General features: G+C 70.5%; 21 protein-coding genes and 1 tRNA gene. 6 read left to right on the top strand and 16 right to left on the bottom strand.

The window, feature by feature from the left end:
- Entirely contained in the window at positions 1–381 is a 381-nt protein-coding gene (locus AB0L75_RS09520) for a VOC family protein (RefSeq protein WP_365177691.1), read from the top strand.
- On the opposite strand, the gene AB0L75_RS09525 is transcribed toward AB0L75_RS09520, so the two are convergent.
- The 4 genes from AB0L75_RS09525 to AB0L75_RS09540 all read right to left on the bottom strand — a co-directional run bounded on the left by AB0L75_RS09525 (position 356) and on the right by AB0L75_RS09540 (position 2,598).
- Positions 356–604, bottom strand: a complete 249-nt coding sequence (locus AB0L75_RS09525) for a type II toxin-antitoxin system RelE/ParE family toxin (RefSeq protein ID WP_365177694.1) — start codon at positions 602–604, stop codon at positions 356–358. The genes AB0L75_RS09520 and AB0L75_RS09525 overlap by 26 nt on opposite strands.
- Positions 601–855, bottom strand: a complete 255-nt coding sequence (locus AB0L75_RS09530; protein ID WP_365177697.1) for a type II toxin-antitoxin system Phd/YefM family antitoxin — start codon at positions 853–855, stop codon at positions 601–603. Before AB0L75_RS09530 ends, AB0L75_RS09525 begins: the two co-directional genes overlap by 4 nt.
- A 61-nt stretch (positions 856–916) precedes the next feature.
- Positions 917–1,594 carry a TetR/AcrR family transcriptional regulator gene (locus tag AB0L75_RS09535; protein ID WP_365177699.1) on the bottom strand — a complete coding sequence of 226 codons (678 nt, stop codon included), beginning with the start codon at positions 1,592–1,594 and terminating at the stop codon, positions 917–919.
- On the bottom strand, positions 1,591–2,598 hold the full coding sequence (locus tag AB0L75_RS09540) for a fatty acid desaturase (RefSeq protein ID WP_365177702.1): 1,008 nt from the start codon (positions 2,596–2,598) through the stop codon (positions 1,591–1,593). Before AB0L75_RS09540 ends, AB0L75_RS09535 begins: the two co-directional genes overlap by 4 nt.
- Positions 2,599–2,901: 303 nt before the next feature.
- Here AB0L75_RS09540 and ppc point away from each other — a divergent pair, with 303 nt between their 5' ends.
- Positions 2,902–5,646 (top strand): phosphoenolpyruvate carboxylase, encoded by a 2,745-nt coding sequence (gene ppc, locus AB0L75_RS09545; protein ID WP_365177704.1) that lies wholly within the window; start codon positions 2,902–2,904, stop codon positions 5,644–5,646.
- A 54-nt stretch (positions 5,647–5,700) separates the two neighbouring features.
- Here the strand turns inward: ppc and AB0L75_RS09550 are convergent, their stop codons facing one another.
- From AB0L75_RS09550 to AB0L75_RS09580, 7 genes are all read right to left on the bottom strand, one after another.
- Positions 5,701–6,219, bottom strand: a complete 519-nt coding sequence (locus AB0L75_RS09550; protein WP_365178067.1) for a hypothetical protein — start codon at positions 6,217–6,219, stop codon at positions 5,701–5,703.
- 74 nt (positions 6,220–6,293) lie between these two features.
- Positions 6,294–6,899, bottom strand: a complete 606-nt coding sequence (gene pth / locus AB0L75_RS09555; protein WP_365177707.1) for an aminoacyl-tRNA hydrolase — start codon at positions 6,897–6,899, stop codon at positions 6,294–6,296.
- A gap of 75 nt (positions 6,900–6,974) precedes the next feature.
- Positions 6,975–7,568, bottom strand: coding sequence for a 50S ribosomal protein L25/general stress protein Ctc (locus AB0L75_RS09560; protein WP_365177710.1), 594 nt, complete (start codon positions 7,566–7,568; stop codon positions 6,975–6,977).
- Positions 7,569–7,768: 200 nt separating this feature from the next.
- On the bottom strand, positions 7,769–8,749 hold the full coding sequence (locus AB0L75_RS09565; RefSeq protein WP_365177713.1) for a ribose-phosphate diphosphokinase: 981 nt from the start codon (positions 8,747–8,749) through the stop codon (positions 7,769–7,771).
- A 151-nt stretch (positions 8,750–8,900) separates the two neighbouring features.
- Complete coding sequence (glmU, locus tag AB0L75_RS09570) at positions 8,901–10,349, bottom strand: bifunctional UDP-N-acetylglucosamine diphosphorylase/glucosamine-1-phosphate N-acetyltransferase GlmU (protein ID WP_365177717.1); 1,449 nt, start codon at positions 10,347–10,349, stop codon at positions 8,901–8,903.
- A gap of 132 nt (positions 10,350–10,481) precedes the next feature.
- Positions 10,482–10,555: transfer RNA gene (locus AB0L75_RS09575), tRNA-Gln, on the bottom strand.
- Positions 10,556–10,566: 11 nt separating this feature from the next.
- Positions 10,567–11,439 carry a hypothetical protein gene (locus AB0L75_RS09580; RefSeq protein WP_365177720.1) on the bottom strand — a complete coding sequence of 291 codons (873 nt, stop codon included), beginning with the start codon at positions 11,437–11,439 and terminating at the stop codon, positions 10,567–10,569.
- Between the two features lie 166 nt (positions 11,440–11,605).
- On the opposite strand from AB0L75_RS09580, the gene AB0L75_RS09585 reads away from it, so the two are divergent.
- Positions 11,606–12,901: a histidine kinase gene (locus AB0L75_RS09585; protein WP_365177723.1), complete on the top strand. Its 1,296-nt coding sequence runs from the start codon at positions 11,606–11,608 to the stop codon at positions 12,899–12,901.
- A 127-nt stretch (positions 12,902–13,028) separates the two neighbouring features.
- Here AB0L75_RS09585 and AB0L75_RS09590 read toward each other — a convergent pair whose 3' ends face one another.
- On the bottom strand, positions 13,029–13,562 hold the full coding sequence (locus AB0L75_RS09590) for an SUKH-3 domain-containing protein (protein WP_365177726.1): 534 nt from the start codon (positions 13,560–13,562) through the stop codon (positions 13,029–13,031).
- A gap of 52 nt (positions 13,563–13,614) precedes the next feature.
- Positions 13,615–14,130: a YwqJ-related putative deaminase gene (locus AB0L75_RS09595; RefSeq protein WP_365177728.1), complete on the bottom strand. Its 516-nt coding sequence runs from the start codon at positions 14,128–14,130 to the stop codon at positions 13,615–13,617.
- A gap of 263 nt (positions 14,131–14,393) precedes the next feature.
- Between AB0L75_RS09595 and AB0L75_RS09600 the strand changes: the two genes are divergently transcribed.
- The 3 genes from AB0L75_RS09600 (at position 14,394) to AB0L75_RS09610 (ending at position 19,663) form a co-directional block, all read left to right on the top strand.
- On the top strand, positions 14,394–15,404 hold the full coding sequence (locus AB0L75_RS09600) for an SMI1/KNR4 family protein (protein ID WP_365177731.1): 1,011 nt from the start codon (positions 14,394–14,396) through the stop codon (positions 15,402–15,404).
- Positions 15,405–15,414: 10 nt separating this feature from the next.
- The gene (locus AB0L75_RS09605; RefSeq protein WP_365177734.1) at positions 15,415–18,468 is read left to right on the top strand and encodes an SUKH-4 family immunity protein; all 3,054 of its coding nucleotides are present in this window, start codon (positions 15,415–15,417) and stop codon (positions 18,466–18,468) included.
- A gap of 322 nt (positions 18,469–18,790) precedes the next feature.
- Positions 18,791–19,663 carry a cellulose-binding protein gene (locus tag AB0L75_RS09610; RefSeq protein WP_365178070.1) on the top strand — a complete coding sequence of 291 codons (873 nt, stop codon included), beginning with the start codon at positions 18,791–18,793 and terminating at the stop codon, positions 19,661–19,663.
- A 58-nt stretch (positions 19,664–19,721) separates the two neighbouring features.
- Here AB0L75_RS09610 and AB0L75_RS09615 read toward each other — a convergent pair whose 3' ends face one another.
- From AB0L75_RS09615 to AB0L75_RS09625, 3 genes are all read right to left on the bottom strand, one after another.
- Positions 19,722–21,368 (bottom strand): cation acetate symporter, encoded by a 1,647-nt coding sequence (locus tag AB0L75_RS09615; protein ID WP_365177738.1) that lies wholly within the window; start codon positions 21,366–21,368, stop codon positions 19,722–19,724.
- Positions 21,365–21,853, bottom strand: a complete 489-nt coding sequence (locus AB0L75_RS09620) for a DUF485 domain-containing protein (protein WP_365177741.1) — start codon at positions 21,851–21,853, stop codon at positions 21,365–21,367. The genes AB0L75_RS09615 and AB0L75_RS09620 overlap by 4 nt, the downstream gene beginning before the upstream one ends.
- A gap of 275 nt (positions 21,854–22,128) precedes the next feature.
- The gene (locus AB0L75_RS09625; RefSeq protein WP_365178073.1) at positions 22,129–23,628 is read right to left on the bottom strand and encodes an MFS transporter; all 1,500 of its coding nucleotides are present in this window, start codon (positions 23,626–23,628) and stop codon (positions 22,129–22,131) included.
- Between the last annotated feature and the right edge of the window lie 146 nt (positions 23,629–23,774).

The following is a 23,774-nucleotide window of genomic DNA, read 5'->3' on the forward strand; positions in this document are numbered from 1 at the left end:
ATGCTGGTCGCGGTCGATCATGTGCAGCTGGCGGCGCCGCCCGGGTCGGAGGACGCGCTGCGGGCGTACTACGCCGACGTGCTGGGGATGACGGAGATCCCGAAGCCGCCGGTACTGGCGGCGCGGGGCGGCTGCTGGTTCCGGGCGGGGGCCGTCCAGCTCCACCTGGGTATCGAGGATGACTTCCGGCCTGCGAAGAAGGCGCATCCCGGGCTGCGCGTGACGGGTATCGAAGCGTACGCGGCCCGGCTGATCTCCCTCGGCGCCCCGGTGACCTGGGACGACAACCTCCCCGGCCATCTCCGCTTCTATTCGGAGGATCCGGTGGGCAACCGGCTGGAGTTCCTGGAGCCGGTCAGTCCGCCCGGCCGACGTGGGTGACCAGGATGCGGACGACCTGGGCGTCGATGATGTACAGGACCCGGTACTCGTCAACACGCAGGCGGCGGAAGTCCGGGCCGTACGCTGTCGAGGCCGCCGGACGCGGATCGTGAGCCAGTTCGTCGACGGCGTCCAGGACCTTGGCGAGTCCTGCCGGGTCCTCCTCCAGGATCCGTGCTGCGGCATTGAGGGCGTGCGGTTCGAAGATGATCTCGTAGGTCACGGCTTCTCAAGCCCCAGTCGCCTGCGCACCTCTGCCATGGGGATGCCCTCGCCGAGCGTGCCCTCGGCCTTGCGGCGCAGATAGTCGGAGACGGCCAAGGCGTCTTCGAGATCCTCTATCACCTGCGGTGAGACAAGCAGCGCCGCCACGTGCCCGTGGTCGGTGAGGGCGATGGTCTCGCGGCTGTGTGCCGCGCGTCGGACGAGGTCGCCGAGCTGGGAGCGGGCTGCGCTGATCGCGATCTGAGTCATGCGGCTATGTTTTCACAAGGTGGATCCAAGTGCTCACTAGTGTCACCTTTTCCGGTGAACCTCAGCTCTTCCGGTGCCCTATCAGCCGCGGCTTCTGCTCCAGTCCGTCCAGGCCGTGCCAGGCCAGGTTCACCAGATGCGCGGCGACCTCCGCCTTCTTCGGGCGCCGGACGTCCAGCCACCACTGCCCGGTCAGGGCGACCATGCCGACCAGCGCCTGCGCATACAGCGGCGCGAGCTTCGGGTCGAAGCCCCGGGACTTGAACTCGCGGCCCAGGATGTCCTCCACCTGCGTCGCGATGTCGGAGATGAGTGAGGCGAAGGAGCCCGTGGACTGGGGGATGGGGGAGTCACGGACCAGGATGCGGAAGCCGTCCGTGTACTCCTCGATGTAGTCGAGCAGGGCGAACGCGGCCTGCTCGCACAGCTCCCGGGGGTGGCCGGCCGTCAGTGAGCTGGTCACCATGTCCAGCAGCCGCCGCATCTCGCGGTCGACCACCACCGCGTACAGGCCCTCCTTGCCGCCGAAGTGCTCGTACACCACCGGCTTGGACACCCCGGCCTTGGCCGCGATCTCCTCCACCGAGGTGCCCTCGAAGCCCTTCGCCGCGAACAGGGTGCGACCGATCTCCAGCAGCTGCTGGCGGCGCTCGGCGCCGGTCATACGGGTCCGGCGGGTCCGCCGCTGCTTGTCGGTGCTGGAGGTGCTGCTGGAGTCGGTCGCCACGGCGTCAATCATGCCGCCTCGGCGCTCGCCTTCCGGCGCCGGGAACCGTCATCACCGGTGTTCCGGCGCGAATCGATACGCGAGCGTGACGGCCAGCGCACGTCGTACGCCCAGCCGAGCGCCTCGAAGATCCGGATGATGCGGGCCGAGGAGTCGATCTGCCCGCGCATCACACCGTGCCGCGCCGAGGTCGGGTCGGCGTGATGCAGGTTGTGCCAGGACTCACCGCACGACAGCACCGCCAGCCACCACACGTTGCCCGAACGGTCCCGCGACTTGAACGGCCGCTTGCCCACCGCGTGGCAGATCGAGTTGATCGACCACGTCACATGGTGCAGCAGCGCCACCCGTACGAGTGAACCCCAGAAGAACGCGGTGAACGCGCCCCACCAGGACATCGTCACCAGACCGCCGATCAGCACAGGCAACAGCAGCGAGGTGGCGGTCCACAGCACGAACTGGCGGGAGATCGCCCGGATGGCCGGATCCTTGACCAGGTCCGGCGCGTACTTCTCCTGCGGAGTCTGCTCCTCGTCGAACATCCATCCGATGTGGGCCCACCACAGGCCCTTCATCAGCGCCGGAACCGTCTCCCCGAACCGCCACGGAGAGTGCGGGTCGCCCTCCGCGTCGGAGAACTTGTGATGCCTGCGGTGATCGGCCACCCAGCGCACCAGGGGCCCCTCGACCGCCAGCGACCCCATGATCGCCAGCGCGATCCTCAAGGGCCGCCTGGCCTTGAACGAACCATGGGTGAAGTACCGGTGGAAACCGATCGTGATGCCATGGCATCCCAGGTAGTAGAAGAAGACCAACAGGCCCAGATCGAGCCAGCTCACCCCCCAGCCCCAGGCCAGCGGCACAGCCGCCACGAGCGCCAGGAACGGCACGGTGATGAACAGGAGCAGCGTGATCTGCTCGATCGAACGCTTCTGCTCGCCACCCAGCGTGGCGGAGGGGTAGAGAGTGTCGTCGGCCTTGGGTGCTTCTTCGATCACATCGGAACTCGAGGTCATGCGCGTCCCCTGTGGGGTCGAGGGTCGGGGCAGATGCCGGGCCGCCGGGACCGGACGGGACTCGACGGTACTTTCCCTACGGTTCCGTAACCTACGGCGTCGTAAGTATGGCAGCGTGGCGTGCGGCGGCAAGAGCCCGAGAGCCTGCGCGTCCACATGGCCACCTATCCTTGGACTCGGTCGGACAGCGCGGTCCGCTGAAGTTTCCTTCCCGGACGCTCCGGCCCGTATGCGGCGCCCGCCGCCTGCCGGCCGGCCGGGTTCCCTCCCAGACGAGCTTCAACACTGCAAGGAGCCGCACCTGTGAGCAGTGCCGACGACCAGACCACCACGACCAGCAGCGAGCTGCGCGCCGACATCCGCCGGCTGGGTGATCTCCTCGGCGAGACCCTCGTACGGCAGGAAGGCCCCGAGCTACTCGACCTGGTCGAGAAGGTCCGCCGCCTCACCCGCGAGGACGGCGAGGCCGCCGCCGAGCTGCTGCGCGGCACCGAACTGGAGACCGCGGCCAAGCTGGTGCGCGCCTTCTCCACCTACTTCCACCTCGCCAACGTCACCGAGCAGGTGCACCGCGGCCGCGAACTGCGCGCCCGGCGCGCCGCCGAAGGCGGCCTCCTCGCCCGCACCGCCGACCGGCTCAAGGACGCCGACCCCGAGCACCTCAGGCAGACCGTCCAGCACCTGAACGTTCGCCCCGTGTTCACGGCACACCCCACCGAGGCCGCGCGCCGCTCGGTCCTGAACAAGCTCCGGCGCATCGCCGCGCTCCTGGAGCTGCCCGTCCTCGACTCCGACCGCCGCCGCCACGACGTCCGCCTCGCCGAGAACATCGACCTCGTGTGGCAGACCGACGAACTGCGCGTGGTGCGCCCCGAGCCCGCCGACGAGGCCCGCAACGCCATCTACTACCTCGACGAACTCCACGCCGACGCCGTCGGCGACGTCCTGGAGGACCTCACCGCCGAACTGGAGCGCGTCGGCGTCAAGCTCCCCGACGACACCCGCCCCCTCACCTTCGGCACCTGGATCGGCGGCGACCGCGACGGCAACCCCAACGTCACCCCCCAGGTCACCTGGGACGTCCTCATCCTCCAGCACGAGCACGGCATCAACGACGCCCTGGAGATGATCGACGAGCTGCGCGGCCTGCTCTCCAACTCCATCCGCTACACCGGCGCCACCGACGAACTCCTCCAGACCCTCCAGACCGACCTGGAACTGCTCCCCGAGATCAGCCCCCGCTACAAGCGCCTCAACGCCGAGGAGCCCTACCGGCTCAAGGCCACCTGCATCCGGCAGAAGCTGACCAACACCAAGCAGCGCCTCGCCAAGGGCACCCCCCACGAAGCAGGCCGCGACTACCTCGGCACCGCCGAACTCCTCACCGACCTGCGCCTCATCCAGGACTCCCTCAGGCAGCACCGCGGCGCGCTCTTCGCCGACGGCCGCCTCAACCGCACCATCCGCACCCTCGCCGCCTTCGGCCTCCAGCTCGCCACCATGGACGTCCGCGAACACGCCGACGCCCACCACCACGCCCTCGGCCAGCTCTTCGACCGCCTCGGCGAGGAGTCCTGGCGATACGCCGACATGCCCCGCGACTACCGCGCCAAGCTCCTCGCCAAGGAACTGCGCTCGCGCCGCCCGCTGGCGCCCACCCCCGCGCCCGTCGACGCGGCGGGCGCCAAGACCCTCGGCGTCTTCGGGACCGTCAAGAAGGCCCTGGAAGTCTTCGGCCCCGAAGTCATCGAGTCCTACATCATCTCCATGTGCCAGGGCGCCGACGACGTCTTCGCCGCCGCCGTCCTCGCCCGCGAGGCCGGCCTCGTCGACCTGCACGCCGGCTGGGCCAAGATCGGCATCGTGCCGCTCCTGGAGACCACCGACGAGCTGCGCGCCGCCGACACCATCCTGGAAGACATGCTCTCCGACCCGTCCTACCGGCGCCTGGTGGCGCTGCGCGGCGACGTCCAGGAGGTCATGCTCGGCTACTCCGACTCCTCCAAGTTCGGCGGCATCACCACCAGCCAGTGGGAGATCCACCGCGCCCAGCGCCGACTGCGCGACGTCGCCCACCGCTACGGCGTACGACTGCGGCTCTTCCACGGCCGCGGCGGCACCGTCGGCCGCGGCGGCGGCCCCTCCCACGACGCCATCCTCGCCCAGCCCTGGGGCACCCTGGAAGGCGAGATCAAGGTCACCGAGCAGGGCGAGGTCATCTCCGACAAGTACCTCATCCCGGCCCTGGCCAGGGAAAACCTGGAACTGACGGTAGCCGCCACCCTGCAGGCCTCCGCCCTGCACACCGCACCCCGCCAGTCCGACGAGGCCCTCGCCCGCTGGGACGCCGCCATGGACGTCGTCTCCGACGCCGCCCACGCCGCCTACCGCAGGCTCGTGGAGGACCCGGACCTCCCGGCGTACTTCTTCGCCTCCACACCCGTCGACCAGCTCGCCGACCTGCACCTCGGATCGAGGCCCTCACGCCGGCCCGACAGCGGCGCCGGCCTCGACGGACTGCGCGCCATCCCCTGGGTCTTCGGCTGGACCCAGTCCCGGCAGATCGTCCCCGGCTGGTTCGGCGTCGGCTCCGGCCTCAAGGCACTGCGCGAGGCGGGCCTGCGGCAGGAAGGGGACACCGTGCTCGACGAGATGCACCAGCAGTGGCACTTCTTCCAGAACTTCATCTCCAACGTCGAGATGACCCTCGCGAAGACCGACCTGCGCATCGCCCAGCACTACGTCGACACCCTCGTCCCCGACGAGCTGAAGCACGTCTTCGACACCATCAAGGCCGAACACGAGCTGACCGTCCGCGAGGTACTGCGCATCACCGGCGAACAGGAACTGCTGGACGCCCAGCCCGACCTCAAGCAGACCTTCACCATCCGCGACGCCTACCTGGACCCGATCTCCTACCTCCAGGTCACCCTGCTCAGGCGCCAGCGTGACGCCGCCGAGGCCGACGTCACCCCCGACCCGCTGCTCTCCCGCGCCCTGCTCCTCACCGTCAACGGCGTGGCGGCGGGCCTGCGCAACACCGGCTGACAGCCACGACACACAAGACGGTGCCCCCGAGGTCGTACGACCCCGGGGGCACCGTCACGAACCGGCCTGCACGGCAAGAAAGGCCGCCGTCAGCAAACCCACACCCGACAGACCCAGCACCCACGCCACCCGCGTCAGCCGCATCCCGCCCGCGACCACCACCGACGCCAGCAGCAGCGCCCCGCCGAACGGCACCCACGCATACAGAATCCCCGCCGGACCCGAACGCACCGCGTCCGCCGTACCCGGCTTCAGGACCACGTCGTACGTCCGCCCCGCGCGCACCGCCACGGACTTCCCCAGCTCCACACGCGCACGTGCCCGAGCCCCCGCCGACGTCGGCGTGAAGGGACCGGTGCATATGTCGCCCGAGCAGGAGGTCACCCGCACCGTGCCCTGCTCACGCCCCTTGGCCAGCATCACGTGCTGCGCGCTCCCCCAGGAGCCCCACACCCCGGCGAACAGGACCAGCGCGGCGACCGTGCCCATCACCGCGACCCGCCCGAACCGCAGAGCGGTCACGGAGGCCCGACGAGCAGAAGTGGTGGCTGTGGCAGACATGGCCGGGATCATTGGCCATACCGCCACGACCGGTCAACTCGCCCGCCCGCCGTAGAAGTACATGTCCGGAGTTGTACGCGCCCACATCACGAGTTGTACGCGCCCTGCGCCCGCTCCAGACCCTCGATCACCAGACACTCCACCGCATCCGCCGCACGGTCCACGAAGTAGTCCAGCTCCTTGCGCTCCGCCGACGAGAAATCCTTCAGCACGAAATCCGCGACCTGCATACGACCCGGCGGCCGGCCGATCCCGAACCGCACCCGGTGATAGTCCGAACCCATCGCCTTCGTCATCGACTTCAGACCGTTGTGCCCGTTGTCACCACCGCCCAGCTTCAGCCGCAGCACCCCGTAGTCGATGTCCAGCTCGTCATGGACCGCCACGACGTTCGCCACCGGAACCTTGTAGAAGTCCTTCAGCGCGTTCACCGGACCACCGGACAGATTCATGTACGACATCGGCTTCGCCACGATCACCCGCCGGTTCGCCGGCCCCACAGGACCGATCCGCCCCTCCAGCACCTGCGCCTGCGCCTTGCCCGCCCGCTTGAACTTCCCCCCGATCCGCTCCGCGAGCAGGTCAGCCACCATGAAACCGACATTGTGCCGGTTCATGGCGTACTCCGGCCCGGGATTCCCGAGCCCGACGATCAGCCAGGGGTCACTGCTGACGGGGGTGGTCACGTCCATATCTCCTTGATACGCGCCAGCCGCCGCCCCCCGCGAGGGAAGCAGCGGCTGAACAGTCGATGACGACGGGGAGGATCAGGCCTCCGCCGCCTCGCCCTCGGCGGCCTCTTCGCCCGCGGTCTCCTCGGCCTGCGCCTGCAGGACCTGCAGAACGACCGCGTCCTCCTCGACAGCCAGGGTCACACCGCTCGGCAGCTTGATGTCCTTGGCGTGGACGGAGGCACCGGCCTCCAGACCCTCCACGGAAACCGTGACGGCCTCGGGGATGTGCGTGGCCTCGGCCTCGACCGTCAGCGTGTTCAGGACGTGCTCCAGCAGGTTGCCACCCGGGGCCAGCTCACCCTCGGCGTGCACCGGAACCTCGACCGTGACCTTCTCGCCACGCTTGACCAGCAGCAGGTCGACGTGCTCCAGGAAGCCCTTGACCGCGTCACGCTGGACGGCCTTCGGGATCGCCAGCTCGTTGGTCTTGCCGTCGATGTCCAGCGAGATCAGGACGTTCGGCGTACGCAGCGCCAGCGTCAGGTCGTGACCCGGCAGGGTCAGGTGCACCGGCTCGGTGCCGTGGCCGTACAGAACAACCGGAACCTTGTTCTCACGGCGGATGCGACGGGCGGCACCCTTGCCGAACTCGGAACGGGTCTCGGCGGCGAGCTTCACCTCGGACATACGGATCACTCCTCGTAGAAAATCGGAACGAACGTGGTCACCCGGCCACGAACGGCCTGCTACGAAGAGCGCGTCGATAACGGACCGCCGTACACACGTGTACGGCCTCCCTCGCCGAGCAACTTCACCAGTTTACTCGGACCGGAAGGCCGCACCCAAAAGGATCTTCAGCTAGCCGCCGTGACGGACCGCCAAAAACCTCACTGCTCGTCGAAGAGGCTGGTCACCGAGCCGTCCTCGAACACCTCACGCACCGCACTCGCGATCGTCGGAGCGATCGACAGCACCGTGATCTTGTCCAGATCCCGGCCCAGCTCCGCCGGCGTCGGCAGCGTGTTCGTGAACACGAACTCACTCACCCGCGAGTTCTTCAACCGGTCCGCGGCCGGACCCGACAGCACACCGTGCGTCGCCGTGACGATGACGTCCTCCGCACCATGCGCGAACAGCGCATCAGCAGCGGCACAGATCGTGCCACCCGTGTCGATCATGTCATCGACCAGGACACACACACGCCCCTTGACCTCACCCACGACCTCGTGGACGGTCACCTGGTTCGCCACGTCCTTGTCACGCCGCTTGTGCACGATCGCCAGCGGCGCACCGAGCCGGTCGCACCACCGGTCCGCCACCCGCACCCGACCCGCGTCCGGCGACACGACCGTCAGCTTGTTCCGGTCCATCTTCTCGCCCACGTAGTCCGCGAGCAGCGGCAGCGCGAACAGATGGTCCACCGGACCGTCGAAGAAGCCCTGGATCTGGTCCGTGTGCAGATCCACGGTCAGGATCCGGTCCGCACCCGCCGTCTTCATCAGGTCCGCGATCAGACGCGCCGAAATCGGTTCACGACCCCGGTGCTTCTTGTCCTGCCGCGCGTAACCGTAGAACGGCACAATCACCGTGATGGAGCGGGCCGACGCACGCTTCAGCGCGTCGATCATGATCAACTGCTCCATGATCCACTGATTGATCGGAGCCGTGTGGCTCTGGATCACGAAACAATCGGCACCACGCGCCGACTCCTGATAACGGACGTAGATCTCGCCGTTCGCGAAGTCGAAGGCCTTCGTCGGGACAACCCCGACACCCAGCTGCTGGGCGACCTCCTCGGCAAGCTCGGGGTGGGCGCGGCCGGAGAAGAACATCAACTTCTTCTCGCCGGTCGTCTTGATCCCGGTCACAGCACTGTCTCCTCAGAGGTTGTCTCAGCCAGCCGGCTGCTCGGCGACCTCTCGGCTGGGCAAGAGAGGCCGTATCAGCTGGTAAGGGCGGGCGCACACGTGCGGATGTGCACTTATCACGGTACGCCGTGTTCGACGCAACCGTTTCCGATCACTCCTCGCCCTCACCCCGCCGGGACGCCACCTCGGCCGCCTTCGCAGCCGCACTCCCCGGACGCTTCCGCGCCACCCAACCCTCGATATTCCGCTGCTGACCACGGGCCACAGCCAGCGAACCAGGCGGCACATCCTTCGTGATCACAGACCCGGCGGCGGTGTACGCACCGTCCCCGACCGTGACAGGCGCCACAAACATGTTGTCCGAACCGGTCCGGCAATGCGACCCGACCGTCGTGTGGTGCTTGTCCTGACCGTCGTAGTTCACGAACACACTCGCCGCGCCGATGTTCGTGTACTCACCGATCGTCGCGTCACCCACATACGACAGATGCGGCACCTTCGTACCCTCACCGATCGCCGCGTTCTTCGTCTCGACGTACGTCCCGATCTTCCCCTTGGCACCCAGCCGCGTACCAGGACGCAGATACGCGTACGGCCCGACACTCGCCCCAGAACCCACCACAGCACCGTCGGACACCGTGTTGTCCACCCGAGCCCCCGCACCCACCTGCGTGTCCTTCAACCGGCTGTTCGGCCCCACCTCGGCACCCTCACCGACATGCGTCGACCCGACCAGCAGCGTATTCGGCTGGACCACCGCATCCCGCTCGAACGTCACCGTCACATCCACCCACGTGGACGCCGGATCCACCACCGTGACCCCCTCCAGCATCGCCACGGTCAGCAACCGGTCATTGAGAATCCGCCGCGCCTCAGCCAACTGCACCCGGTTGTTGATCCCGGCGATCTCCCGGTGATCACCCGCCACGGACGCACCGACCCGATGCCCGGCCTCCCGCAGAATGCCCAGCACATCGGTCAGGTACTCCTCACCCTGACTGTTGTCCGTCCGCACCCTCTTCAACGCGTCCGCCAGCAACGCCCCGTCGAACGCGAACACCCCGCTGTTGATCTCCCGGATCGCCCGCTGCGCCTCCGTGGCGTCCTTGTGCTCCACGATCGCGGTGACGGCACCCGACGCCTCGTCCCGCACGATCCGGCCGTAACCGGTCGCATCCGGCACCTCGGCGGTCAGCACGGTCACGGCGTTGCCGTCGGCGCGGTGGGTCGCGGCGAGCCGCGTCAGGGTGGCCCCGGTGAGCAGGGGAGTGTCCCCGCACACGACCACCACGGTGCCGTCCACGGACCCGCCCAGCTCCTCCAGGCCCATCCGCACGGCATGCCCGGTCCCGTTCTGCTCCGCCTGCACGGCGGTCCTGGTGGCCGGGTCGATCTCGGCGAGGTGGGCGGCGACCTGCTCACGGGCGTGGCCCACGACGACGACGAGATGCTGCGGGTCCAACTCGCGGGCGGCGGCCAGCACATGACCGACCAGGGAACGGCCACAGATCTCGTGCAGGACCTTTGGTGTGGCCGACTTCATACGGGTGCCCTCACCCGCTGCGAGAACGACGACGGCTGCCGGGCGGATGGCGCTCACGGGGTTTGCCTTTCGGCTGAGGGTGAGTGGGAATGACAGCCGCAGGATACCGGGGGGACTTCTGGTGGAGATGAGAGCGGGCCCTGACGGCGGTGTTGCCGGTCAGGGCCCGAACCTGGGTCTTGTGTGCTGTGGCTCCCGGAGAAGGATTCGAACCCTCATTCAACGGACCAAAACCGTTTGTCCTACCCTTAGACGATCCGGGATCGTTTGCGCGCTATGTCCGAATTGATTGATCGGCTTCGCGTGCGGCCTCCACTATGCCGTACCAAGACCCCTCGATGCGACGGTACAAGTCGGCACCTTTCAGGACTTTGATCACGAGACAGCCTCGGTAGTTGTCACCGGTGTTCTTGCGGACCGTCTTGGGGTTGTGCTTCTTGATGGTGGTCTTGTTGAAGGAGTCAGGGGTGGCGCCGACGAAGTCCGCCCAGTAGCGCTCGGCTGCTCCGACGTCCGCCGTCTCGTGAATCATCACCGTGAATCGCAGGCGATCGCGTTCCACCTGCAGGAGGTCCAGCCAGGCGAGGAACACCTCGATCATCCCGGGATCACTGTTCACGAAGGTGACGTTTTCCCGGCGGTCGTACGGCTTGTCCTTGCCGCCCTCGGCCCAGTAGAGCCCTACGCCCAGCAGGAACAGCTCCCGCGTCGACAGGTTGCCGATCGCCTGCTTGGCCTCTTCTTTCGTGCGCGTGCGCCCCTCGTCCCGGATGCGCAGCTTCTCCTCCCAGCCCTTCCGGGCGATGGCCGCCGATTCCTCGGGGGTGCGCTTGCGCTCCGGCCTCGGCAAATCTCGCACCCACAGCGAGATCGAGCTCTTCGAGCAGCCCAGCTCGACCTGGATCTGGTCGTAGGTCCAGCCCTGGAGTCGTAGTTCCCTCGCCCTGTCCCGCAGGTCGTCCTTCGCGTTCGGGCGCTTGGTCCACTCGGGAGGCGGCTCGCCTTCCAGGAGTCGGTTGAGGATGTCGTTGTTGTCGACGTGCAGTCGGTCGCGGATCTGTCGTCGGCTGAGCCCTGCCTGGCGCAGGGCGATCGCCTGTTCCCGTAGGGCCTCGAAGTCGGCGTACCTACCTGGTGAATGTGCCATGGGCATACTGTCCGGCCGAAATGGTGGGCTCCGGGGTCGAACGGGAAGGGTTCACCAGTTCGAGGGATTTCGGTGGGTTTCGAGGCGGTCCGGTTGCGGGGTGTGGTGTGTGGAGGTAGGTGAAAGTCACCGGAAAAGCCGCAGCTGTCGCCCGTAGGCTGGAGGCATGACCACGACGGGGGAAGAGCACTCCAGGGCCTTGACCGGGCCCTGGTGGTGGACCAGGTGGCGCAGTGCGGTGCTCGACGGGAGTCTCGCGCTGGTGTCCGCTGTGGAGTGCGGCGCGGAGGGGGTCCCGTTCGCACGGGATGCGGGGATCCCGGTGCCGGTGGGGATCCTTTTCGGTTTGATCGCCGGTTCGGTGCTGCTGGTGCGGCGGAAGTGGCCGATCGCGGTCGTTCTGGTCGCCATCGCGATCACGCCTGCGCAGATGGGGTTTCTGCTGGGCATCGTCGGCCTGTACACCCTGGCCTCGTGTGAGCTGCCTCGGCGGATCATCGGGGCGTTGGCGGGGATGTCGCTGGTGGGGACGGCGGTGGTGACGTTCGTGCGGGTGCGGCAGGACATGGCGCGGGGTGATCTGACGCTCGGTGACTGGTTCGTGCCGTTCGCGGCGGTGACGACGTCGCTGGGGCTGACGGCTCCGCCGGTGCTGCTGGGGTTGTATGTGGGGGCGCGGCGGCGGTTGATGGAGAGTCTGCGGGAGCGGGCGGATTCGCTGGAGCGGGAGCTGCAGTTGCTCGCTGAGCGGGCGGAGGAGCGGGCCGAGTGGGCGCGTAACGAGGAGCGGACGCGGATTGCGCGGGAGATGCATGACGTGGTCGCGCATCGGGTGAGTCTGATGGTGGTGCATTCGGCGGCGTTGCAGGCGGTGGCGCGGAAGGATCCGGAGAAGGCGGTGCGGAATGCCGCTTTGGTGGGGGACATGGGGCGGCAGGCGTTGACCGAGTTGCGGGAGATGCTCGGGGTTTTGCGTGCGGGGGATGAGGTGCGTGCGGCGGGGGTGCCGTTGGTGGCGGTGGGGGAGGCGGCTGCTGCGGCGGCTTCTCGGGCGGTGGTGGAGGACGGGCCGTGTCTGTCGGAGTTGGATGAGTTGATCGGGCAGTCGGCGGCGGCGGGGATGGTGGTGGATCTGTCGGTGCAGGGGGAGGTGCGGTCGTATGCGGCGGAGATCGAGCAGACGGCGTATCGGGTGGTGCAGGAGGCGTTGACGAACGTGCACAAGCATGCGGCGGGTGCGAAGACGCATGTGCGGTTGGCGCATCGGGTGTCGGAGATCGCGATGCAGGTGGAGAACGAGCCGCCGTCGGAGCCGGGGTCGGCGTCGGCGGTGGGGTTGCCGTCGGGTGGGAATGGTCTGGTGGGGATGCGGGAGAGGGTTGTGGGGCTGGGGGGTGTGTTTGTGTCGGGGCCGACGGATGCGGGGGGTTTCCGGGTGTCGGCGGTGATTCCGGCGGCTTGAGGGGGTGTGCCGCCGGGCCCTGATCCGGTGTGCTGCTGTGTCCCGATCCGGTGTGCTGCTGTGTCCCGATCCGGTGTGTCGCCGTGTCCTGGTCCGGTGTGTTGTCGGCCGTGTGCCCGGCGGTGGCTCAGCCGGCGGTGAGGCGTACGGGTTCGATGCCGGTGATGAGGGTGGCGAGGGCGTGGTCGATGTCGGGGCCGACGTACCAGTCGCCGGTGTGGTCGAGGGTGTAGACGCGGCCTTCGTTGTCGATGGCGAGGACGGCGGCGGTGTCGGTCTCTTCGCCGAGGGGGCAGATGTCGGTGCCGAGGGCGCGGCCGAGGTCGCCGAGGGTGCGGGCGTGGTGGAGGCCGTGCAGGGGGTCGAGGCGGAGGGTGGCGGGGGCGATCTGGCGGCCGGGTCCGGTGGGGACGATGTGGAGGCCGCCGAATTCGGCCCAGGCCTCGACGGCGGCGGGGAAGACGGTGTGCCGGTGTCCGGCGGGTGAGGTGTGGTCGCGCAGGGCGTCGGCCCAGATTTCTGCCTGTTTTATGTCCCAGCGTCCGGGTTGCCAGCCGGCGGCGCGCAGGGCGGCGTCGACGAGTACGGGGAAGCGGGCTGGTGTGGTCCCGTGCTCGTGGCGGGTGGACGGTTTGGGGGTGGTGGCGTTGTCGGGGTGCATCTGCCCTTCGATCGTCGTGCCGGCGGTGTCGTACTGGGGTGGACGGTGATGGTCAGCCGTCGGTTGCCGTGGGGTCGACGATGCGGACGCCGAAGTGGGCGCTGAGGGCGGTGCAGGCGCGGCAGGGGGTGGCGAAGCTGCCGTGGAGGGGGTCGCCGTCCTCGCGTATGCGGCGGGCGGTGAGTTTGGCGTGTTTGAGGGATTTGCGGGCTTCGCCGTTGGTCATGGGTTTACGGGAGGCGCGTTTGCTGCGGGTGGTGTCGGCGGCGGTGATGTGCCGGGAGATGAGGATGGTTTCGGCGCAGCGGCCGGTGAAGCGGTCGCGTTCGCTGCTGGTGAGGGTGTCGAGGAAGTCCTGGACGAGGTGGTGCAGGGGCGGGGGTCGGTCGCCGCGGGCGGCGGTGCCGGTGAGGGTGGCGCCGCGGACGGAGAGGGCGGCGGCGACGGTGGGCAGGATGCCGTCGCGGCGGTGCCGGAGGGTGGGGGCGGGGGGTGCGTCGGTGCCGCTCCAGCCGATGCGGGGGTCGCCGGCCCGCACGTCGGTGCCTCCGGTGCGCAAGGTGTTCATGATTGTTTTTCCCTCCCCGGGCATCCCCTCGAAGGACACAGGGTGCCAAATGCCGTGGCCGGTGCGGAAGCTGGGGCGGCGCGACACGCCCGGTCGGGGCAGGTCGTCACGGTGGGGTGACGGCTGGTGACGGAAGCGGAGGGCTGGTTTCCCCGGGGTTGTGGTGGGCCGGTGACCGGGGTTCGTGTACCGCATAGGCTGTCGCCATCCGCGATCGACACCGCCGATTGAGGCCAGAGAGAACGCCGCAGGGGGCTACCGCCATGACGACAGGTCGGCTCGGGCAGCAAGCCGCGCCGCCGAACGCGGCCTATGCCGGGCAGGTCGTGCATTTCCCGGATCCGGTCCGGGCGGCACGTCACCCGAGAGGAGTACGGGTCGACGAGCATGGTTACCCGGATTTCTCTCCGTACGCGCGTGTGGCGGTGGAGATCGCCGAGCCGCCGGACGGTTTCGGTGTCGACGAGTTGCGGCTGACGGACTATGTGTCGGCGAACGCGGCGTTGGCGGCGGAGCAGCACGAGTTGTGGGACACGGTGCCGGATGTGGCGACGCCGCACGGCTGGACGTGGCATCACGTGGTGGGTACGCGCCGGCTGGAGTTGGTTCCGGTCGAGGTGAAGGCGTTGCTGCGGCATCACGGTGGGGTCGCCACGGCGCCGGTGGAGCACGGCAAGCGGGGGACGCGGCCGTTGCAGGAGACGCGGCCGGCGCATTTCGGGCTGCCGAAGTCGGGTGTGGCGGTGACGGAGGCGCAGGTGCAGGGTGTCGAGGAGGATCTCGGCTTCCGGCTTCCGGGCGCGTATCGCTCGTTCCTGAAGGCGGCGGGCGGGTGTGCGCCGGTGGGTACGGCGCTGGACGCCGAGTTGGGTCTGCTGCTGGACCAGCCGTTCTTCACGGTGCGCGAGGAGGCGGCCGTGAATGACCTGGTGTATGTCAACAAGTGTCTGCGCGACCATCTGACGAAGGATTACCTGGGGGTCGTGTTCGTGCAGGGCGGGTTGCTCGCGGTGAAGGTGAAGGGCGAGCGGGTCGGTTCGGTGTGGTTCTGCGCGTACGACGATGTGCGTGATGTGGATCCGTCGTGGTCTCCGGCGGAGCGGGTGGAGCGTCTGCTGCTGCCGTGCGGTGAGGACTTCGACGCGTTTCTGTCGCGGCTCGCGGGCAGTCCGCCGGAGTTGGAGACGGTGGCGAATCTGATGGTCGACGGCGGTTTCGCGCATGTCGTTCCGGTGTCGGCCGGCTCGGCGTCTTCCGGTTCGGTGGGGGAGTGAGCTTCAGGCGATGGTGACCTATGCGCAGGCGCAGGAGCGCGCCGAGGAGTGGATCAACGGTGATGTGCCCGCGTACCAGCACCGTGAGGTGCGGGTGCGGGAGTTCGAGCTGGGCTTCGTGGTGTGGGGCGAGGACCGGGCGGAGGGTCCGCGTTCGGATGCGGGCGCGCAGCGGCTGGTGATCGCCCGGGACAGCGGGGAGGCGACGCTGTGGCCCGGTCTGCCGGTGGGTGAGGTGATCCGCCGGTACGAGGAGGAGTACGGCCGTGCCGACGAGCCGCGGGATGCGGTTCCGGCGCCGGCGGCTGCTCGGATGGACCTCAATCAGACGTCGTTCCTGCTGACTCCTCCGGAGTGGTTGCAGGAGGCGGCGGACAAGCTGGGTATCGGGGGTGAGCGTCGGCCGGAGGGCGAGAGCGGTTCGGGGGCTGGGGTCGGTGCCGGTTCTGGTGCCGGTGCCGGCGCCTCGGGCGCGGGTGCCGGCGCTTCGGGCGTGGGTGCTGGTGCCGGTTCCGGTGCCGGTCTCGGGGCTTCGTCCGGTGGGGCGGGGCTGGCGGAGACGCGGGCCGGGGTGCCGGCGGAGGCTTCCGGGGCGTTCGGTGGGGCGCAGGGTGGGCCGGGTGCGCCGGGCGCGTCCGGTGTGCCCGGGGCGCCTGCTTCTGGGAACGCGCCGTCCATGGATGTGCCGGTGGGGGCCACGCCCTGGGCCGGTACCGACACGAACGCGGGCCCCGGTGAGGACGACCGTTCCGTGCCGCTGCCCGCGACGGTGTTCGCGCCGCCGCTGAGCGATGCGGGCGACGGGGTGCCGAAGCCGCCGGTGAGTGCGCCGGAGGCGAAGACGGCGTTGATGTCGGGGGGCAGCCAGTTGCCGCCGACGGCGGTCGCGCCGGCGCTCGATCCCATGAACGCGCCGGGCGCGCAGGGCTTCCCGCCGGGCGCCGTTGGTGTGCCCGGGGCGCCCGCTGCTCCTGGTGCGCCGGGCACACCGCAGGGCAGTACGCCTCCTCCGCAGCTCGGCACGCCGCCGTACGGCCACCCGCAGCCGCCGGCAGCTCCCGGCACGCCTCAGCCGGGCGTACCCGTGTATCCGCCGGCGCCCGGCGCTCCGCTTCCGCCCCCCGCTGTTCCCGGTGCGCCGGGCGCACCGCAGGGCAGCACGCCCCCGTCGCCTCCGAGCGCTCCGACGTACGGCTATCCGCAGGGGCCCGGCACTCCGCAGGGCGCCCCGGGGTACGGCTATCCGCAGGCGCCGGGTGGTGCGCCGCAGCCTCCGGCGGATGCGGGTGCGTCCGCGCGGCGGCTCGCGCCGAACGCCGGCGACATCGCGGATGCCGCGACCAGCAAGGCGGCGCCGCCGCCGAAGAAGGCGCGCGGCGGCGTGGGTGCGCCGCCTCCTCCGCCGGGTGCGCCTGGCGCGCCGGGCGCGCGCCCGGGGGGTGCGCCGACGCCGCCCGTGCCGGGTGCGCCCGCCGGTGGGTACGTGCCGACGCAGCTGATGTCCTCGCTCGGGCCGGAGGGGCCCGAGGGGCAGGGCGGTGCGGGCGCGCCGGCCGGTCCGGGTGGTGCGGGTGGCGCGGAAGGGGTGCAGGCGCCGGGCGTGCCTCACGTTCCGGGCGCCCCCAACCCGCCTGCCCCGCCTGCCCCGCCTGCCCCGCCTGCGGGCAACGTGCACCATGCGGCCACGATGCTGGCCGACCCCAGCCAGATGGGCAGGGGCGCGCCGCAGATGCCGGGTGCCCCGGGCATGCCGCATCCGCCCGGTGCTCCCGCGGCTCCGGGTGCCCCGGGCATGCCGCCGCCCGTGCCTGGCGCACCGCAGCCTCCGGGCGCCCCCGCCGGTCCCGGCGCGCCTGGCGCGCCAGGCGTTCCGGGGGGCGGGCGCGGGGCCGTGCACCACGCGGAGACCATGCTGGCCGCGCCCCCCGTGACAGGTCCCGGCGCCCCCCCGCCACCGCCCGCCCCTGGCGCACTCGGCGCTCCGGGCGCCCCCGGTATGCCGCCGGGTGCCCCGGGCGCGCCGCAGCCGATGGCGCCGGGCGCGCCCGTGTCGGGGCAGCCGCCGGCGTACGGGTATCCGCAGCAGGGGCAGCCGACGGTCGGCCCGGGCTATCAGGCCGTGCTGCGCTACCGCGCCCAGGACGGTTCGGAGCAGCAGCTGATCCGGCGCTCGGCGCCGGGTACGCCGCATCCGGAGTGGCAGATCTTCCACGAGCTGCGGGCGATGAACGTGCCGGCGGACCAGGTGCTGGAGCTGCACACCGAGCTGGAGTCGTGCCAGCTGCCGGGCGCCTACTGCGCGCGGATGATCCGGGAGCAGTGGCCGCAGGCGCGCATCACGAGCATCGCGCCGTACGGCACGGACCACGCGAGCCGGCAGCAGGGCATGCGGCAATTGCTGGCGCACCAGGGCGAGTTGCACCAGGTGGCGGACGGGCCCGCGCGGCCCGCGCCGGTGCGGGCGCCGCTGCAGCCGGTGCAGGCGGCGCCGCCGGTCCCGCCGGAGGGCATCGCGCAGGAGCTGGCGGCGGTGTTCGGGCCGGGGGTCTTCCGGTTCGAGCAGCAGGCGGTGTCGCGGCAGGGTGTGCCGCCGGTCGTGGCGCACACGCTGGTCGTGGCCGGTCTGCCGGTGGACATGAGCCCGTTCTTCTGGGCGCAGGCCCAGCCGGGCCGTCCGGTGCCGACGCTGGCGGAGCTGGCGGCCGAGCGCGGGGTGCAGCCGGCGTCGGACGCGGGCTCGTACCTCGTGATGGGCACCGACTTCGGCAAGGCGATCTGTGTGCAGTACGGGACGGCGAACATCGTGTCCGTGCCCGTGGAGGCGGGGCCGGGCGGGGCTCCGGTGCCGCCGCAGTTCGTGAACACCGGGTTGCCCGAGTTCGCGCGCTGCCTGGGGTTGCTGGGCCGGATGTGGCGCCTGCGGTACGGGCTGAACCAGGAGCAGGCGGGCCGCTGGACCGTCGACTTCCAGGCGCAGCTGGCCGCGCTGGACCCGGCGGCGCTCGGCTCGCCGGAGAGCTGGTGGTCGGTGCTGCTCGAGCAGATGTGGGACGGGCTGCTGTAGACGGACCGTAGGCCGGGGTCCACCGGCCGAGCCGGGGTGCCTGTGGGCCGAGTGGGTGGCGCCGCTGCCTCGATGTGTCGCCGCGCGGCGGCACGGTGACGGGCGGGCGGCGCCCGTTCGCAGCAGGGGCATCACCCTTGGGAAGGAAAGGGGATGGGCGACCCCGCCCGGCACACCGAGCGCGAAGTGCGGGATCCAGAGCGTGACGTCGCTGCGGAGTGTCGCGTTATGAACACTTACGTCCGATCCATCAAGATGTGCGCGAAATCTTCCTGTCGTGTATGTCCGGTGGAGAGGGGTGCCCAGGGTGAGCAGCGCATCGATGTCGCCCCACGGCTTCGAGACCGCCCGGGGGCGCGGCTACCGCCCCGATCAGGTCGACGCCTCCTTGGAGGCGTTGTCGTACGACCGTGACGCCGCGTGGGAACGGGCCGCGCGGCTGACCGTGCTTGCCCGGGACATGGAGGCGGAGGCCGAGCGGATGCGCGAGGTCGTGGCCCAGCTCGCACCGCAGGCGTACGAGGCGCTCGGGGAGCGCGCGCAGCGTTTGTTCGAGTTCGTGCTGGAGGAGGCGGAGGACCTCCGCGAGCGTACGCGGCGTGCGACGCACGAGCAGGTCGCGCAGGCCGAGGCGTGCGCCGATGACGCGCGCCGGGAGGCGCAGGAAGCGGCGGACGCGCTCCGCGCGGAAGCCGACGAACACGCCTGCCAGCGGCTCCAAGCGGCGCGCGCCGAGGCCGACGCCCTGCGCGTCGGCGCGCGGCGCGAAGTGAAAGAAGGGCGCCAGGCGGCGCTCACCGCGTTGCGCGAGGTACGGCAGCGCACCACCGCCATGCTCACCGAGCAGTCCCGGGAGCACGCCGAGCGCTGGGCCGAGGCCGAGCGCGAGGAGGCCGAGCGGATCGCCGCGCTGGATGCCCGGCACGCCGAGCGGGAGAGCCGGGCCGAGACGGCGCTGTCCGACGCCAAGCGGGCCCTCGAAGAGGCCCACGAGTTCGCGCACCGCAGCCAGGAGGAGGCACGCGCGAGTGCCGCCGAAATCGTCGCCGACGCGCGCGTGCGCGAGGAACGCATCGCCGGGGAGACCGAACAGGTGCTGCGCGAACACGGCGAGACCTGGGACGACGTGCAGGCGCACATGGACCACGTCCGCAGCCGCCTGATCTCGCTGACGGGCAGGGCGGCCCTGGAGTAGCGCTCCCGGCCGCCCCCTCAGTCCTCTCGCCCACCCCTCAGTCTCCTCGCGCCCCCGCTCAACTCCCCTTCCGCACTGCCCCCGCCAGGATCCACCCCTCCACCGCCTCGTACTGACGCCGCTGTCGTTCGGCCTTGGCGCGGCCCGAGACGACCGTGCCGAACCAGCCGAAGAAGAAGCCGGCCGGGATGGAGACGATCCCGGTCGTGGTGAACGGGAACCAGTTGAAGTCGGCGTGCGGGAACGCCGAGACGGGTGAGCCGGAGACCAGATTGGTGCCCGGCATGAGCAGCAGCACGGTCAGTGAGCCCCCGATCAGCGTGCTCAGCAGCCCGCTGCGGGTGTAGCGGCGCCAGAAGAGCCCGTACACCAGGGCGGGCGCGATGGCCGAGGCGCCCATGCAGAAGGAGAGCGTGATCAGGGGCTGCAGGCTGTGGTGCTGCGCCAGCGTCGCCAGCAGGATCGTCGGCACCCCTATGGCGAGCGCCGAGACGCGGGCCAGTGCCATCTCGCGCCGGGCTGGCATCTCCTGCACGCGGGCCGCGAAGACGTCGTGGGCGAGGGAGTTGGCGCAGGCCAGGATCATCCCGGCGACCGAGGCGAGCAGGGTCAGGAAGATCGCGGTGGTGACCATCGTGAACAGGAAGGTTTCCGCCGTGGACACGTCCGCGCCGAACGCCGCCCGCGAGCCCAGCAGGTACGCGGTGTTGCCCTGCGGATCGGCGCCGGCGATCGCGGCGCGGCCCACCAGGGCCGTGGCACCGAACCCGACCACTGTGATGACCAGCACGAACAGGGCGACGATCGACACCGCCCAGGACATCGAGCGGCGCACCTGACGGGCGCTGGAGGCGGTGTACATGCGCATGGTGACGTGCGGCAGGACGCCGCCGCCGAGCACCACGGTCAACTCCGAGGCGATCATGTCGAGCCGGGACTTCGGTGCGGTGCCGAACTCCAGCCCGGAGCGCAGGAAGGCCGGCCCGGCGCCGCTCCGCCGCGAGGCGGCGGTGAACAGGGCGCCCGGGTCCCAGTCGAAGCGGCGCAGGATCAGCACGGCGACGGCGGCGCCCGAGCCGACCAGCATCACGATCTTCAGGATCTGGATGAGCGCGGTGCCCTTCATGCCGCCGATCGCCGCGTAGGCGATCATCAGGGCGCCGAGTCCCACGACGCATCCGGTCTTCAGCGACTCGTTGGAGAAACCCAGGATGAACGCCATCAGCTGCCCGGTTCCGGCGAGTTGGACCACCATCAGCGGCAGCAGCGCGGCGATGGTCACCGCGCAGGCGGTGATGCGTACACTGCGGCCCGGCAGCCGGCGGGCGAGCGCGTCGCCCATCGTGAAGCGGCCGGCGTTGCGCAGCGGTTCGGCCAGCAGGAACATCAGCAGCATCAGCGACAGCGCCGTACTGAGGGCGAGCACGACCCCGTCGTAGCCGCACAGGGCGATGATTCCGCCGGTGCCGAGGACGGTGGCGGCGGAGATGTAGTCGCCGGCGATGGCGAGGCCGTTGCGCAGCGGGGACAGGGAGCCGTAACCGGTGTAGAACTCGTCGAGGTCGTCGCGGTCGGGGCCGGTCATCACGCACAGCAGCAGGATGACCGTGGCGACGGTGGTGAAGGCGACCAGGGACATGGACTGGGCCGTGCCGCTGAAACCGGTGAAGCCTCCCACGGCCGGGGTGCCGGCCGCGCCGGTCATCGGGTCACTCCTCGGCGTGCGTCCAGTTCGGCCACCTTGCGGATGCGGTCCGCGAGCGGGTCGACGTGCCGGCGCGCGGTGTGCTCGTACAGGACGATCGCGAGCCAGGTGACGGGGAGTTGGACCAGGGCGAGCAGCAGCCCGGCGGGGATGCCGTCGGCGACCGTGCGCGTCATCACGCCCGGCGCGCACGCCGACAGGACCAGGAACAGCGTGAAGTAGCCGAGCGCGGTGAGCGTGGCGGTGCGCCGCTGCCACCGGTAGGCGCCGCGCAGTACGCGCAGGTGGCTGTGGTGGCCGAGGGGTTCGCGGGGCGGCCGGCGATCGGGCCGGGGCGGGGCCGCGGGCGCGGGCTGCCAGGGGTAGGTGAGGTGGGAGGGGGCGGGCGGGTCGAAGGCGGAGCGGGGTGGGTAGCTCGGCTGGTGCGGTTGGTCGTAGAACGGATGGGGCGGGTCGTACAACGGGTGTGGTGCGTCGTTGGACATCCCGGGGCTCCTTGCGTGGCTCGGGTCCGTGGCGGCGGACCGCAGGGAGGTGGGGGGTGGGGATTGGAGCCACGCACGTTACTCGCGGGTTCGGGCTCGCGCGGCGTTTTCGCCGAACTGGCCGGTCGGTATGCGCTTACTACGCGAAAACGCGTCCGAGCTGGGGTGTTACCCGCGTTAACTCAGGGGTGTCCGACGTGAGTTGTACGGCCGGTCCGCGTGCCCCTAGTGCCCCGGCACCAGCTCGCCGGGCACCGGAAACCGCCGCGCCGCCGTCACTCCGGCCGGACCGGGAAGCGTCGCGGTGCCACCAGCAGCAGGACCAGGAAGGCCAGTGCCGCCGCGCCCGCCGCGCCGAAATACACCGCGTGCACCGCGTCGGCGATCGCCCGCCGGGTCGCCTCCGGGGCCGTACCGGTGTCCAACGCGCGCGTGACGGAGTCCAGATCACCACCCCCGCCCAGACGCGCGGCCAGCACCCCGTTGGCGACGGCACCGAACAGCGACGCGCCCACCGTCTGTCCGGTCTGCCGGCAGAACAGCACGGACGCGGTCGTGGTGCCCCGCTCCGACCAGCCCACCGTCGACTGCACCCCGACGATCAGCGGCAGCTGGAACAGCCCGAGCGCCCCGCCCAGCAGCAGCATCAGCAGCGTCGGCTGCCACCACGAGCCCGGGTAGGGCAGGAACGGGAACGCGACGAGGATCAGCGTGGCCAGGCCGATGCCGAGCAGCGCGGTGTCCCGGAAACCGATGCGCCGGTAGACGTGCTGGCTGAGCGCCGCCGACACCGGCCAGCTGAGCGTCCACACCGACAGCACGAAACCGGCGGCGACGGGCGCGAGCCCGAGCACCGACTGCGCGTACGTCGGCAGGAACACGCTGGGCGCCACCATCAGCAGCCCCAGCGCGCCGAGCGCCAGATTGACCGCCGCGATCGTCCGGCGCCGCCACACCCACCCCGGGATGATCGGCTGCGCCGCCCGCCGCTCCACCACGACCACCACACCGGCCAGCGCCAGACCGGTGCCGAAGAGCGTCAGCGAGGGCGCCGACAGCCACGGCCAGGCGACCCCGCCCTGCACCAGCGCGGTCAGCAGCACCCCGCCGCACGCGAACACCGTGAGCGCGCCCGGCCAGTCCACACGCGCGCGTGCCGGCCCTTCTGCCTCCGGGTCCTTGGGCTTCTCCCGTTCGGGCTCGTGCAGATGACGGACGACCAGCCACAGCGCGGCGGCGCCTATCGGCAGGTTGATCAGGAAGATCCAGCGCCAGTCGGCGTACGCGGCGAGCACCCCACCGAGCCCCGGCCCGGCCACCGCCGACAGCGCCCACACCGTGGACAGCTTGGACTGGATCTTCGGGCGCTCCGCCAGCGGATACAGATCGGCGGCCAGCGTCTGCACGGTGCCCTGCAACGCCCCGCCGCCCAGGCCCTGCACGATCCGGAACGCGATCAGCGCCGTCATGTCCCAGGCGCCCGCGCACAGCAGCGAGCCCAGCAGGAACACGGCCGCGCCCGCCACCAGTACCGGCTTGCGGCCGAACGTGTCGGACAGCTTGCCGTAGACGGGGAGCGTGACGGTGACGGCGAGCAGATAGCCGGAGAAGAGCCAGGAGAAGACGGAGAAGCCGCCGAGGTCGCCGACGATCTGCGGTACGGCCGTGGAGACGATCGTGGCGTCCAGCGCGGCCAGCGCCATCGCCAGCATCAGCGCGGCGACCACCGCGCCCCGCCGCCGGGTGTCCGGCCGGCCGGCCCCGTCGCCGCATATCGCGGGTGTCGTACTCCCCCCTGCGAACCCCTCGCCGTGACTCCCCACCGCGAACCCCTCCCCTTGACCCTCTGCCCGAGTCTGCCCCGTGCCCCTTGCATCTATCTGCGGTACGACAGCTTGCCACGACCCGTGAGGGTTGACCC

The sequence above is a fragment of the Streptomyces sp. NPDC052101 genome (assembly GCF_040680235.1).
Lineage (GTDB): Bacteria > Actinomycetota > Actinomycetes > Streptomycetales > Streptomycetaceae > Streptomyces.